The sequence below is a fragment of the Pseudomonas sp. SZ40 genome, from assembly GCF_052958135.1.
In genome coordinates this window covers 22,299-34,778 of sequence record NZ_JBQWIF010000005.1, presented here as the reverse complement: position 1 = coordinate 34,778, position 12,480 = coordinate 22,299, and the positions used below count along the sequence as shown (strand labels likewise).

The following is a 12,480-nucleotide window of genomic DNA, read 5'->3' as shown; positions in this document are numbered from 1 at the left end:
ATGAGCCGCCAGCTGGCTCGGTGTTGGAACTAAAATAACTCTTTCACCTTTTCTATGGTCCTGGAGTTCGCGCCGGTGCGACGCTGTGCCGCTAGCCCCTCTAGATAGCGATGGGGGACTGTGCTAGCAGGGCTCAGTGGCTGGCACCGGCGGGGCGGGTCTGCTCGTGATCCTGGCGGCTGTGATCTTCAGCCTCTTTACCTTTGTGCTTTGCAGATCCGCTGTTTTGCATTTGATTCTCCAGTGCAATTGTTAGTCAATATCAACTGGATTAGAATCGCGGCCCCCCCATCAGGACCGCCTTTCCATGCGCTGGAATCACGCCTCAATCTGCCTGCTGTCCCTGTGTTCCGTTGGCGTTCATGCCGCAACGTTGGCTGTGTCGGAAGGCGCGGCAGTCGAGCTTCCGGATTCCTTCATCACTGGCACCAGCGAGAGTGCCACGGGCCCTGTGCTTGGTTATGGCGCCACGCGTTCGGCCAGCGCTACGCGCACCGATACTGCGTTGCACGAGACGCCGCAGTCGGTGAGCGTGGTGTCCCGCGATGTGATCGAAGACATCTCCGCGACTCGCTTGCAGCAGGCGCTGGATCAGGCGGGCGGCGTCGGCCGCGCCAACAACTTTGGCGGCCAGGGGCTGACCACCTTCACGGTGCGCGGCTTTACCACCGGTGAGTTCTACCGCAACGGCTTCCCGATCAATCGCGGCTATCCCAACTCGCCGGATGCCAACACCCTGGAGCGAGTCGAAGTGCTGCGTGGCCCAGCCGCGACGCTCTATGGTCGCGGTGATCCCGGTGGCACCTTCAACGTCATCACCAAGCAGCCATTGGCCGAGCAGCGTACGACGGTTGGCAGCCAGTTCACCGATCAGGGTTTGCGTCGTGGCACGCTGGACACCAGCGGCCCGCTCGACGAGGAGGGCCGCCTGGCCTATCGCCTGAATGTCATGGCCGAAGGGGGCGACAGCTTTCGTGATGATGTGGAAAGCGAGCGCTATGGCATCGCCCCGGTGTTGAGCTGGCAGGTGTCGGACGACACGCGCATCGTTCTGGAGGGTGATTTCATGCGCAACAATCACCCACTGGATCGCGGCCTGACCCATTACCCGACCCAGCGCGGGCAACCCAGCCACTCGACCTATTACTGGGAGAAGGGCACCGACAACAAACTGCACAACGATAACGCCATGGTGCAACTGCGCTTCGAGCATCAGCTCAATGATGACTGGGCGTTGAGTGGCGGTTATCAGTACCTCGCCGGCTCGCTCAAGGGCAATGCGGTGGAAGCCAACGGTGTTGCCGCTGATGGTGTGACGCTCAACCGCAACTTCAACTACCGCAAACTCGAATGGACCGACCATGACGTGCAACTGCACCTGACCGGTCACTTCGATACCTTCGGTTTCGGCCACACCCTGATCACTGGCGTGGAATACGAGAACTACGATTACCAGTCGATCATCAATCGCTCCACCGCTGCGTATCCGATCAATATCTTCAATCCGGTTCTCGGCCAGCCGCGCCCGGCGCTGGGCAATATCACCACTCATGATCGCGAAAAGCTGAAGACCTGGGCGGCTTTCGTGCAGGATCAGGTGGCCCTGACCGAGCGCCTGAAAGTGCTGGGCGGCGTGCGCATCGAGCGTTTCGAACATGATTATGATGATCTCAGGCCGGTGAACGCCGACTGGGACATGGCCGACAACGCCGTGACCCCGCGTGTCGGCGTTATCTACGACCTGACCGACAGCGTTGCCGTCTACGCCAACGCCTCCAAATCGTTCAAGCCCAACTCCGGCGCGGCGCGTCTGGGTGGCGGGTTTGATCCGGAGGAGGGCAAGGCCTACGAGCTGGGCATGAAGTGGGCAGCGCTGGGTGGCTTGCTGAGCATCGATACGGCGGTGTTCCACGTCACCAAGGAAAACGTCCAGACCGTCGACCCGGTCGACCCGGCCTTTCGGATTGCCGCGGGTGAAGTGCGCAGCCGTGGCTTCGAGGTGAACGTGGCGGGTGATCTGACGCCCGAATGGCGAGTCATCGGCGGCTATGCCTACACGGACTCCGAAGTGACGCGTGACAACTCGCTACCGCGCGGCACCCGCCAAGCCAACATCCCGCGCAACAGCTTCAACCTGCTGAGCGTGTATGAGTTCCGCGGTGGCGCGCTGCGTGGCTTGGGCCTGGGCGCCAACTTCAAGTACGTGGATGATCGTGCCGGCCAGACGGCGGCGCAGACCTACACCATGGAGAGCTATGCAGTTACCGACCTGCTGAGCTTCTATCAGGTCAACGAGCACCTGCGGCTGAATCTGGATGTGCGTAACGTCTTCAATAAAGGCTACGAAGAAGGCGCCTTCAACGCCTATGCCTATCCGGGTGAGCCACGCACCGTTCAGACAGGGTTCGCTTACACCTTCTGATGGCTGTTCCGGTCAGGCATCTACCCATGCCTGACGGGAGAGCGGCTGCACCACGGGGCGGTTCTGCCGATCCCGCAGGATGTCGACGGTGACGCCGTAGGTTGCCTTGATCAGCTCAGCGGTGATGATTTCGCCTGGATGGCCGCTGGCGGCCAGCTTGCCATCGACCAGCACCAGCAGATTGTCGGCGTACTGACAGGCCAGATTGAGGTCGTGAAGAACGACCACCGTTACCAGGTTCCTGGCGCGTGTTTCATGCTGCACGCGGTCGAGCAGGGCGACCTGATGGCGCAGATCCAGGGCGCTGACGGGTTCATCCAGCAGCATGACTTTCGGTTCGCGCATCAATACCTGAGCGAAGAAAACCATCTGCCGCTGGCCGCCGCTGAGTGCACCGATTGCTTGCCCGGCCAGGTGCGCGATACCTACCTGGCCGAGCTTCTCCATGGCGCGCTGCAACAGCGCGTCATCGAGGCGCAGGCCGATCTGACCCAGATTGCCCAGCACCACGACCTCGAGCACCGACAGCGACACCTCGGTGCTGCAGTCCTGAGGCATATAGGCGAAGTCTTCGCGCCAGGCTTGCAGTACTCGTCGCGAATGCCGGCCGCCAGCTAGGCTCTGCTGCCCCTGGGTAATACGCCCGCCTGCCAGCGGCAGGTCGCCCATCAGCGCACGTAACAAGGTGGTCTTGCCGGTGCCGTTGGGGCCCAGCACGACATGAATGGCGCCCGCCTGAAGATTGGTGCTCAGCCCGTTGATGATGGTTCGCCCAGCGCGGGCGATGCTGAGTTCGTCGAGCTGGATCATGTTCTGCCTCGCTGTGGTGCGAATATCAACCAGAGCAGGAATGGCACGCCGACGATGGCCGTCACGATACCAATCGGGAACAGTGCGCCGGGCAGGATGGACTTGGACAGCACCGATGCCGCCGACAGCATGAAGGCGCCGCAGAGTGCGGAGAGCGGCAGCAGGAAGCGCTGATCTTCACCGACCAGCAGCCGCGCGATGTGTGGGGCTACCAGCCCGACGAAACCGATTACGCCAACGAAGCTGGTTGCCGTTGCGGTCATCACGGCGACGAGTATCAGAATCTTCAGGCGCAGCCAGCGGATGTTCACCCCCAGGCTTACCGCTCGCGCTTCACCCAAGCTCAGGGCGGCCAGCTTCCAGGCGTCACCCATAAGGATCAGGCAGCACGCCAGGGTCACCACCGCGGTGATGGTCAGGGTCGTCCAGGTGGCTTTGCCGAGGTTGCCGAACAGCCAGAAGAGGATCTGCTGGGAAAGCTCCGGCGAGGACAGGAACTGCACGAGCGAGAGTAGCGACTGGAAGAGGAACAGCATGGCGATTCCTCCCAGAATGATCGTATGGCTACCGGCCTGACGCAGCGTGGCCAACGCGAACAGGAACAGAACCGCCAGCATGGAACAGGCGAAAGCGCCCAGTGGCACGCCGATCAAGGCGCCCAGCCCGAAGCTGCCGAAGGCCAGGCTAAGCGCTGCACCAAACCCCGCTGCAGCTGCCATGCCCAGGGTGTAGGGGCTGGCCATGGGGTTGTTCAGCAAGGTCTGCATCTGTGCGCCACCGGCGCCCAGAGCGGCGCCTACCGCCAGGGCCATAAGTGCCACGGGCAGGCGCAGATCACGGACGATGGTGTCGGTCATTGGCTGGCGATCGCCAATGTTCAGCAGCGATTGCAGCACTTCCCAGGGCGACAGCAGTGAAGGCCCCGTGGCGATATCCAGTACCAGGCAGCCGCCGCACAGAAGGACGAACAACAGGCAGTTGCGCCAACGCTTGCGCTCACGCAGGCGGTGCTCGGCAATGGCGTCTTTTTCGAGTGTCGATGGGGTCATGGGAGGCTGGGCTTAATCATTGACGCCGATGGCGTACGTGCCTTCGGCGGCCACCGGCAAGTACGTGCGGTGGTAGTTCAGGTAATTGGCCACGGGGTCGAGATCGGCGAACAGCTCCGGGTAGAGCTGCTTGGCGATGAATTGCAGCATGGCGAAATCGCCCAGGCTGCGAGACGCTCCCTGGTAAACCCCGTAAAGCCGCCCATCGCGGATGGCAGGCAATTGCGCCCAGCCTGGGCGAGAGGCAAACGCCTGCAATTGCTGGCGCGCTGTCTCGGCTTTTACACCGGGGCCCATGGACAGCGCGGTTGGGTTGCTGTTGTCCTCGCGCCCGGAGATGACAATGACCTCAGGGCGGGCAACCAGCACCTGCTCAGGATTGATCGGCCCCCACCACTCCACGAAGGGAGCCGCAATGTTGTCGCCACCCGCGGCTGTCGCCAGGGCGCCCCACATGTTCTTGCCGTAGGTGAACGAGTATTCGGCCGGCCCCTTGTTACCGAATTCGAGGTAGATGCGCGGCTTGGGTTTGTGCGCGTCGGCAATACGCTTTTCCACGTCCTTGACGGCGGCTGTATAGAGGTCGGCCAGCTCCCGTGCCCTGGCTTCTTGCCCGGTCACGGCACCCAGCAGCAGGGTGGAGGCGACGTGCCGCTCCAGGGTCTGCGCGTTGTAGTCGATGACCAGTACCGGTACACCGGCCTTTTCCAAGCGTGCCACTTCATCTGGCAAACCCTCGAATTGCCAGGCCGTCAGCACCACCAGATCCGGGTTGAGGCTCAACACTTTCTCGACCGAGAAGCTCTGCGTTTCCACCTCGCCCACATCGGCAAGGCGATCGAGGGCCGGGCGATGAGCCACATGCAGTTGCCAGTTCAAAGGCACCTTCTTTTCCCAGGCGCCCCGGGAAATGCCCACCACCGAGTCGAACGCCGAATCACCACCTACGGCTATGTAGTCTTCGAAGTTGAAACCCAGAATCACCCGCTTGGCCGGCAAGGGCGCGGTAACGCTGCGGCCCAGCAGATCGACCACCTGTCGAGACTCCGCATGGGAAAAGCTAGAGAAAAGAAAAGCGAGAAGCATTACTGCCAGTGGGTAAGCGCGTTGCCTGGTCATCTTTCTCATCATCCGGTTTATCTACGTGGCGGATTTTAGCGGTCGGTCTGGGTACAAGCGGTCATCCGGCTGCCTGAAATGGTACAGGGTTGCAGGCAGTGGCAGTTGCTCTTCGCGTCATGTGCCACCAGTAGGAACGGCTCTCGCCCAGATACGAAAAAGCCCTGCGAGAGCAGGGCTTTGGTGTTTCCGATCTGGAGCGGGCCAAGGGAATCGAACCCTTTTCCAGCTCTCGCAATGCTCCGCAAAGTCCCTGCATTGCTCGCTTGGGCGCGGATTTTACATGCTTTACTCAGCTTTGCGCCGCAGTGGTTTCGACACTTTTTCGACATGGGCCCTCGCGCGTCTTGCACCTCTCCTGCGCCTTTGTGTATATATGCCCAGTGGTGATGAAACTGTTAGATTTTCAAGCCAAGCGAACGCGCATCGGCAAATACTCCGTCATATAAAATAACAAAAATACGGTTTTTCTTTATTTTGAAAATTTTGCTTTTCGTAGCTATATCACCCTCCTTTCTATGGCTTAGGGCGGAACGCTATTTAGAGACTGTTAATACTTAAAAGGAATGTGTAGTGGATAAACTATTTGAATACATCTCAAAGGAATGGACGGTAGTATCTCAAGCCCCATTTGCGTTTATGATTATTGCTGCCATCGTGTTCGGCCTTGCGTACATAGCAGCAAAATGGAGATTTACTGCTGTAATAGATCAGATAAACGCATCAAATGAAGCTCTAAAGGAACGCTTGCATTTAAGATCTGAACTAGCTGAATCCTATAAAGATAGAGCCCTCAAGTACGATGATAAAGTACAGCAAGTTGTAGACTTTGATGAGATAGCTTTAAGGGACAAAACTCTAGAAGTCGTTAAAGATCTTAGAGATTTTATCGACAGAACCAAACGAGAGGATGATCGTAACCTTATGGAGAATCGTTTATCTTCCTCTCGTTCAGAGGAGCAGCGGCAAGCAGACTGGGAAGCCATGACAAATAATATGATGCGCTTAGGCAGTGAGAGAAATGCTGAATATGATCGTAGGTTCAGAGTGCATGCGATCATGCTTCGCGATGAGCTTCGCTCAAGACTGCCAGGCTATAAGCCACAAGAAGATTATTTCGATAGTATGTATGAGCATCCTACAAACTATTTCGGATTTGATGGTGTTGCTGATGACTTGGAACGCATGGCGAGAATGCTAACAAGTCAAGCAAGTGGGGCGCCAAAAGCGCGGCGCTAATTCTTGAAAAATTTAGGCTCCATATATAAGTTCTTGGCTAGGTGCGAGAGTGTAAGTTGGCTCCTCAGTTGATTCATAAAGTGCTTTCTTTCAAGGGGCACAATGGAAGTGAGAACATCCCTGGCTGTTGGTGACGTTTTGCTACGTATATCTTTTGTTAGGTAAGTATAATTGCTAGTACGTAGCACTACATAATTGCCTAAAACTCCAGCGCTAATTAGGCATTGCAGTGAACCTTAAAAGATCTCTCACACCGTTCGCTTGGGCTGTGTAATCGATACCATCCAAATACCTTTAGTTACACTCGGCCCCATTTGCTCGGGCGCACCAGCGCCTAGCTACTTCCTGTGTAATCGCTATCCCTCGTCGTGTTGGCTCAAGTTTCGGTTGGCTTCGTCGTAATCCGGGCTGGTTTGGCCTGCCTCGGGCGCGATCTGGCCGCTTGCCAGCCAAAGGGCATACTGCGGATAGATCTTCACCAGTACGTCTATTTCCTCGGTGCTAACACGCACAGAGCCCTTGCTCACGCTTCTCCAGCGCTCGTAGTCCCCGCCGTGCTCGCTTGTCTTTTTGGGGCCTAGCTTCTTCAGCAGTGCCCTAGCTCTATCAGCAGCTGTCATTCGATAGGAAATCAAAATTGGGAAATTATTTGCCAAGAGTGGTCTCTTGGGAAATAATTCCTCTGTGGTAAATAGTTTCCCAAAATAGACTTGGGGTTTACAGCGGAACATAGTGGAACAAAGCAGATGGATAAGGAAGGTCTCGACTCCCAAAAGCTCCATGGCGCGCCGCCTTTGATGCCATGGCCGAAGTTCGCCGAGTGGATCGGCATGGCGGATGAACCCTTGGTGGTGCGCAGTTGGCTCGAACGCGGCTACCTGCCTTCGCAGAAGGTCGGCAAACGCACCATGGTCAACGTGGCCCTGTTGCACCAGCAGCTTCCTGAGCAGGAATGGACGCTATGAAGAAGAAAGACGAAAGCCTCGACCTTTGCAGCATCAAGACCTTCGCTGAAATGAGCGGTGTGTCCGTTGATGAAGCCTTCGAGTGGGTCAGCAAGGGCACTGTGCCCAGCATGCGGCTGGCTGACTTTGGCATGGCCAACCTTGCTCGTACCCGCGCCGACATGAACGAAGGCAAAACCGTCTTCAATCCAGGGGGCTACAGCCATGCCTAATCAGCTCGATGTGGTTAACCCTTCGAACGCAGCTTCATACGTTGGCCAGACAGTTCTAATGGAGCTGGTTTGGGAGAAAGACCCCGAACCCATGTGGCGCTGCTTTCACGTCCTGGGCTTTGTTCTGCCAATGGAAGGGGTCTACGAACACGGCTATCTCTTGACGATGGATCTCGATGGTAAGTCGCGTTACCCCGATGAAACCTTCTTTTCGAGCATCCGCACCATTCGGGCGATAGGGCACTGCGACCGGCAGAGTTCCGGCAACGTACTGGGCCGTATGACCGGACCTATTCAAGAGGGGGCAAGGGCCGCGCTCAGGCCAGCCACATACTGCGCCACACCTTCGCGGCTCACTTCATCATGGCTGGTGGGCACATCGTCACGTTGAAAGAGATCTTGGGGCATGCGTCGTTGGCCATGACCATGCGCTATTCGCATTTGGCGCCTGAACACTTGAATGACGCGATCAGGCTGGGGCCAATGGCTGATATCCAATCGTTCTAGGCGTATTCAGTTGCAGCCTCGGTATATCAGCTATACCTAAAGCTCCTACATCTAGAGAGGGCGTGACTATGGCTAAGGGAAGCGGTGGCGGTGGTAATAAATCTGGCGGCAGTTCTGGCCAAAGTAGCGGCGGGCGTGGGCAATCCAGCCATTCGGGCCCAGGTGGTAACTGGCCTAGTACTACCGGCAACCCATCAGGTGGCGACCGGGGCAATGCATCCAGCTCCAAAGGCAAATAGGCAATTTCGACACTTTGTCGACACCTTCAAACCGGAGGCACAAAAAAGCCCTGTAAAAACAGGGCTTTAGTGTTTCTGATCTGGAGCGGGCTAAGGGAATCGAACCCTCGTCATGAGCTTGGGAAGCTCAGGTAATGCCATTATACGAAGCCCGCTTTTGCGTGCGTCTTTATACCGGAAGTCGTCTGCGAAATGAAGCCCGCGTCGGCCAGAAATGTGTCTGGAGCGGTGTGCGGGCTCTGTTTTCTGCTGCTCATACGGCCATGGCGTGCGGCAGGCCGGGGTAGCTGGTGTAGCGCCGGCTGCTGGCGGTGCTGCCTTGCAGGAAGCCGAGCAGGGCGTTCTGGGTCTGCAGCCAGGCGCCTTTGTGTTCCATGTCGATGAAGTGGCCGGCGTTGTCGACGGTGGCGAACTGGCAGTCGTCGATGTGCTGGGCGAGCAGGCGGGCGTCGCTGGCGCTGGTGTATTCGTCATGTTCGCCGTTGATGAACAGCAGGGGGATGTCGATGCTTGCCAGGCGGTCCATGTGGCAGTGGGCCTGCATGCGCAGCACCTGCTGAATGTGCGCGTTCATCTGCCGGTATTCGTGGTGGCTCAGGCTGCTGATGTGTTTGTGGTTGTAGCGCTTGAACAGTGCGGGCAGGTATTTGCCGATGGTGTCGTTGACCAGGTGGCCGACCCTGTCGCTGTCCTGCAGGCACGCCAGGGCGCGGCCCAGGTAGTCGAGCATGGGCGCGTTGAGCACCGGGGAGAACGAGGCGAATACCGCTTTTTCCAGGCTGGCCGGGCGTTCGCAGAGGGCCTGCATGCTGGCGATGCCGCCCCAGGAGAAGGCCATCAGGTACTGCGCCTGATAGTGGTCGATGAGGTCCAGCAGGATCGCGGCTTCGTCTTCCTGGCTGAGGCAGTGGTCGTTGCGGTTGTGGGGCTTGGAGCGGCCCGCATAGGGCTGGTCGTAGAGCACCACGTTGAACTGGGTACCGAGGTATTTGACCGTTTGCGCGAAGGAGGCGGTCGTCGACAGCGAGCCGTTGACCAGGATGATGGTCTTGCGGGCCGCGGGGTTGGTATGAAATTCCGTGTGTACCTTGTACGTCCCGTGGACATCGACGACAGCGGTTGCTGGCTTCATGTGTATTCCTCCTGGCGCAAAAGATGAACACGGCTGACGGGCGGGGCCGTAAACCGGGCAAGTCGGATGGTTAGCAAAGCGCCCCGGCGTGACAAGCGCATGTCAGCCAGGAGAATCTTATGATTTATAAGAAAAATCAGATGGTTAGGGCTGGGTAGAAGGAACCTGCGCGCGCACGGCGGCAGAATTCATTCATTTCACCAGGCAGGAGCCCTTTCGCGGCAGGCGCGAGCAACCGGAATACGACAGCAGAGAGCGCACGGGCATTGGCACGCACCGCTGCGATGTCTCGTTCGAGTTAAGCAGCGCTGCGGGTCACTGACAAGGCATGTGCCGTTACTTGCTCAGATGCTGTCGATTTCCGCCTGGGTGAGCGGCCGATAGGCGCCCGGCGGCAGGGCAGGGTCGAGCCGAATCGTGCCAAGGCTCTCGCGGTGCAGGCCGATGACCTTGTTCTGGAAGTGCCCGAACATGCGCTTGATCTGGTGGTAGCGACCCTCGTGCAGGGTCAGCCTGGCGCGCTGTGGTGCTTCGATTTCCAGCAATGCAGGGCGGGTGGTCAGGTCCTCGTAGGCGAAGTACAGGCCGTTGGCGAACACTTCGATGGCTGCCGGGTCGATGACCTGCTCGGTTTCCACCCGGTAGACCTTGGCGTGGCTGCCGTCGGGGGCGGTGGCGCGGCGTGACCAGAGGCCGTCGTTGGTGATCAGCAGCAGGCCGCTGGTGTTGAGGTCGAGGCGCCCGGCGAGGTGCAACTCGTGCTTGTCGGGCTCGTCCAGCAGGTCGAGCACGGTGCGGTGTTCCGGGTGGCTGGTGGCGCTGACCACGCCGACCGGTTTGTGCAGCATGAAGTAGCGCGCTGCTTTGCCCGCTTGCAGAACCTCGTCATCGAGCTCCACGCGGTGGAAGTCACGCACTTCGGCGCGGCTGTCGCGGCAGACCTGACCGTCGATACGCACGCGCCCTGCGGCGAGCAGCAGGCGCGCCTCCTGACGGTTGAAACGCGGCAGGTTGCTGAGCAGGCGGTCGATGCGCATGGGCCGCTCAGCCGTTTTCCACAGGCAGGGCCTGGGCGCAGCGCGGGCACAGGCAGGCGCGGTCCAGCGCTTCGGGCGGCAGCTCTTGGAGAGCCTGCGGTTCGACCTCCACATCGAAGCACCAGCAGTGGCTCACCACGCCGTCGCTGTCGGCCTGGGCGCAGCGGTTGGGCTGGCCACAGGCGGGGCAGAGGCTGGTGTTCACTGGGTTTCTTCGCACATGCGGTTGCGCCCGGCCTGCTTGGCGCGATACAGCGCGCGGTCGGCGCGGGCGATCAGCGCCTGCAGGTCGTCGCCTTCCTGCAGGGTCGCCAGGCCGATGCTGGTGGAGGTGTGCAGGTGCTGGCCGGCGAATTCGAAGTGGCTGCTGGCGGTCTGCTGGCGGATCTTTTCGCCGAGCTGGCGGGCGGCGTCGAGGGCGGTGTCCTTGAGCAGCAGGATGAATTCCTCGCCGCCCCAACGGCAGATGATGTCGGACTGGCGCAGGTTCTGCTGCAGGTGGCGAGCGAAGCCGCGCAGTACGGCATCGCCAGCCAGGTGGCCGTGGCTGTCGTTGAGCTGCTTGAAGCCGTCGAGATCGAAGAGCAGGGCGCACAGCGTGCTCTGGCTACGCCGCGCTTCCTGAATGGCCTGGTTGGCCAGCAGTTCGAAACCGCGGCGGTTGGGCAGCTCGGTCAGCGAGTCGGTGGTCGCCAGCGCGGTGATGCGGGCCTGGTAGCGGCGCAGCACCAGGGTGACCAGCAGCAGGACGGTCAGGGTGACGACGCCGCAGATCAGCAGGTTGAGGTAGAGCGACTGACGAATGCCCGCCAGCGCGCCGCTCTCGTGCTTGTCGACGAGCAGGTACCAGTCCAGCTCGGGGATGAAGCGCACGTTGAGGAAGTGGCCACGGCCGTGATCCTGATAGAAGAAGTCGCCGCTCTGCGGATGCGGCAGCTTGCTGTGCAGATCCTCGAGGCCTTCCACCTCGCTCAACAGGTCACCGATGCGTGCGCCCATGGGGCCGCCGCTGGCGCCGGTGAGCACGATGCGGCCGGTGGTGTCGACGAAGTACACGCTGCGGTCATAGCGCTTTTGGTACTCGTCGATCAGTTGCACCACGGCGTCCACGGTCAGCCCGACGCCGGTGGCGCCGATGAAGCGGTGCTGGTAGTCGAAGACCTTGTAGTTGATGAAGACCGTCATGCGGTCCTGGTTGGCCATGTCGATGTCGACATTGATCTCGTAGGGCTCCTTCATGTCGCGCAGGCGGTAGTACCACACGTCACGGCTGGCCTGTTCGTCGATCTGCTTCAGCACGCCCTTGGCCTGGTAGTAGGTCTTGCTCTGCTCGGAGACGAAGAAGCTGGTGACGGTGCCGTAGTGGCTCTGCACTTCCTGCAGGTAGCGGGTCATGGGCTCGAGATCCTGCTCGCCGCCGAGCACCCAGTCACGCAGGAAGGTATCGCGGGACATCATCGAGGAGATGAGGATGGGGCGCACCAGGTCCTTCTGGATTTCCGAATAGACGTTGTCCGAGGTAAGCGGCAGCTCGGTGTTGACGATGTTGTCGCGGATCGAGTCGAGGGCCGCGTAATAGCTGGCCAGCGAGGTGGCGATGAAACCGCAGCCGAGCAGAACGAGCAGCAGAAACACCAGCGAGCGTGGGCTGGCGGTTTTGGGTGACGGTGATGGCATCGTGCTGGCTTCTTGGTAGATGCCGCAATGCTAGGGTCTGTTGACGTTTCAGCGCAAGCCGAGCAGAGCGAA

At 59.5% G+C, this 12,480-nt stretch carries 13 protein-coding genes, 1 tRNA gene and 1 pseudogene; 6 read left to right on the top strand and 9 right to left on the bottom strand.

Annotated features, from left to right (window positions below):
- Window positions 1-307 precede the first annotated feature (307 nt).
- Window positions 308-2,422, top strand: coding sequence for a TonB-dependent siderophore receptor (locus ACT9T4_RS06225; RefSeq protein ID WP_499116100.1), 2,115 nt, complete (start codon window positions 308-310; stop codon window positions 2,420-2,422).
- 12 nt (window positions 2,423-2,434) lie between these two features.
- Here ACT9T4_RS06225 and ACT9T4_RS06220 read toward each other — a convergent pair whose 3' ends face one another.
- From ACT9T4_RS06220 to ACT9T4_RS06210, 3 genes are read right to left on the bottom strand one after another with little or no spacing between them, the layout of a single operon-like run.
- A complete protein-coding gene (locus ACT9T4_RS06220; protein ID WP_499116098.1) occupies window positions 2,435-3,232 on the bottom strand; it encodes an ABC transporter ATP-binding protein in 798 nt (265 codons plus the stop codon).
- On the bottom strand, window positions 3,229-4,281 hold the full coding sequence (locus ACT9T4_RS06215; RefSeq protein WP_499116096.1) for a FecCD family ABC transporter permease: 1,053 nt from the start codon (window positions 4,279-4,281) through the stop codon (window positions 3,229-3,231). The genes ACT9T4_RS06220 and ACT9T4_RS06215 overlap by 4 nt, the downstream gene beginning before the upstream one ends.
- 12 nt (window positions 4,282-4,293) lie before the next feature.
- Complete coding sequence (locus ACT9T4_RS06210; protein ID WP_499116095.1) at window positions 4,294-5,316, bottom strand: ABC transporter substrate-binding protein; 1,023 nt, start codon at window positions 5,314-5,316, stop codon at window positions 4,294-4,296.
- A 657-nt stretch (window positions 5,317-5,973) separates the two neighbouring features.
- Between ACT9T4_RS06210 and ACT9T4_RS06205 the strand changes: the two genes are divergently transcribed.
- The gene (locus ACT9T4_RS06205; RefSeq protein WP_499116093.1) at window positions 5,974-6,639 is read left to right on the top strand and encodes a hypothetical protein; all 666 of its coding nucleotides are present in this window, start codon (window positions 5,974-5,976) and stop codon (window positions 6,637-6,639) included.
- Between the two features lie 356 nt (window positions 6,640-6,995).
- Here ACT9T4_RS06205 and ACT9T4_RS06200 read toward each other — a convergent pair whose 3' ends face one another.
- Window positions 6,996-7,259 carry a DNA-binding protein gene (locus ACT9T4_RS06200; RefSeq protein WP_499116208.1) on the bottom strand — a complete coding sequence of 88 codons (264 nt, stop codon included), beginning with the start codon at window positions 7,257-7,259 and terminating at the stop codon, window positions 6,996-6,998.
- A 126-nt stretch (window positions 7,260-7,385) separates the two neighbouring features.
- On the opposite strand from ACT9T4_RS06200, the gene ACT9T4_RS06195 reads away from it, so the two are divergent.
- The 4 genes and pseudogenes from ACT9T4_RS06195 to ACT9T4_RS06180 all read left to right on the top strand — a co-directional run.
- Window positions 7,386-7,604 (top strand): DNA-binding protein, encoded by a 219-nt coding sequence (locus ACT9T4_RS06195; protein ID WP_499116092.1) that lies wholly within the window; start codon window positions 7,386-7,388, stop codon window positions 7,602-7,604.
- Window positions 7,601-7,816 (top strand): hypothetical protein, encoded by a 216-nt coding sequence (locus ACT9T4_RS06190; RefSeq protein WP_499116090.1) that lies wholly within the window; start codon window positions 7,601-7,603, stop codon window positions 7,814-7,816. The genes ACT9T4_RS06195 and ACT9T4_RS06190 overlap by 4 nt, the downstream gene beginning before the upstream one ends.
- Entirely contained in the window at window positions 7,809-8,207 is a 399-nt protein-coding gene (locus ACT9T4_RS06185) for a hypothetical protein (RefSeq protein WP_499116088.1), read from the top strand. Before ACT9T4_RS06190 ends, ACT9T4_RS06185 begins: the two co-directional genes overlap by 8 nt.
- Window positions 8,129-8,323, top strand: a pseudogene (locus tag ACT9T4_RS06180) (tyrosine-type recombinase/integrase); the annotation flags it as partial. The gene ACT9T4_RS06185 and the pseudogene ACT9T4_RS06180, both read left to right, overlap by 79 nt.
- Window positions 8,324-8,643: 320 nt before the next feature.
- Here ACT9T4_RS06180 and ACT9T4_RS06175 read toward each other — a convergent pair.
- The 5 genes from ACT9T4_RS06175 to ACT9T4_RS06155 form a co-directional block, all read right to left on the bottom strand.
- Window positions 8,644-8,717 (bottom strand) — tRNA-Gly (locus tag ACT9T4_RS06175).
- 98 nt (window positions 8,718-8,815) lie between these two features.
- Window positions 8,816-9,694 (bottom strand): alpha/beta fold hydrolase, encoded by an 879-nt coding sequence (locus ACT9T4_RS06170; RefSeq protein ID WP_499116087.1) that lies wholly within the window; start codon window positions 9,692-9,694, stop codon window positions 8,816-8,818.
- A 344-nt stretch (window positions 9,695-10,038) separates the two neighbouring features.
- The gene (locus ACT9T4_RS06165) at window positions 10,039-10,731 is read right to left on the bottom strand and encodes a pseudouridine synthase (protein WP_499116085.1); all 693 of its coding nucleotides are present in this window, start codon (window positions 10,729-10,731) and stop codon (window positions 10,039-10,041) included.
- A 7-nt stretch (window positions 10,732-10,738) separates the two neighbouring features.
- Window positions 10,739-10,936 carry a cysteine-rich CWC family protein gene (locus tag ACT9T4_RS06160; RefSeq protein ID WP_285400852.1) on the bottom strand — a complete coding sequence of 66 codons (198 nt, stop codon included), beginning with the start codon at window positions 10,934-10,936 and terminating at the stop codon, window positions 10,739-10,741.
- Entirely contained in the window at window positions 10,933-12,408 is a 1,476-nt protein-coding gene (locus ACT9T4_RS06155; protein ID WP_179537576.1) for a sensor domain-containing diguanylate cyclase, read from the bottom strand. The genes ACT9T4_RS06160 and ACT9T4_RS06155 overlap by 4 nt, the downstream gene beginning before the upstream one ends.
- Window positions 12,409-12,480: the final 72 nt, after the last annotated feature.

Excerpts from the sequence above, each read along its gene's own strand:
- ACT9T4_RS06225 (WP_499116100.1), top strand. The coding sequence starts at position 308 with ATGCGCTGGAATCACGCCTCAATCTGCCTGCTGTCCCTGTGTTCCGTT.
- ACT9T4_RS06220 (WP_499116098.1), bottom strand. The coding sequence starts at position 3,232 with ATGATCCAGCTCGACGAACTCAGCATCGCCCGCGCTGGGCGAACCATC.
- ACT9T4_RS06215 (WP_499116096.1), bottom strand. The coding sequence starts at position 4,281 with ATGACCCCATCGACACTCGAAAAAGACGCCATTGCCGAGCACCGCCTG.
- ACT9T4_RS06200 (WP_499116208.1), bottom strand. The coding sequence starts at position 7,259 with ATGACAGCTGCTGATAGAGCTAGGGCACTGCTGAAGAAGCTAGGCCCC.
- ACT9T4_RS06195 (WP_499116092.1), top strand. The coding sequence starts at position 7,386 with ATGGATAAGGAAGGTCTCGACTCCCAAAAGCTCCATGGCGCGCCGCCT.
- ACT9T4_RS06190 (WP_499116090.1), top strand. The coding sequence starts at position 7,601 with ATGAAGAAGAAAGACGAAAGCCTCGACCTTTGCAGCATCAAGACCTTC.
- ACT9T4_RS06185 (WP_499116088.1), top strand. The coding sequence starts at position 7,809 with ATGCCTAATCAGCTCGATGTGGTTAACCCTTCGAACGCAGCTTCATAC.
- ACT9T4_RS06170 (WP_499116087.1), bottom strand. The coding sequence starts at position 9,694 with ATGAAGCCAGCAACCGCTGTCGTCGATGTCCACGGGACGTACAAGGTA.
- ACT9T4_RS06165 (WP_499116085.1), bottom strand. The coding sequence starts at position 10,731 with ATGCGCATCGACCGCCTGCTCAGCAACCTGCCGCGTTTCAACCGTCAG.
- ACT9T4_RS06155 (WP_179537576.1), bottom strand. The coding sequence starts at position 12,408 with ATGCCATCACCGTCACCCAAAACCGCCAGCCCACGCTCGCTGGTGTTT.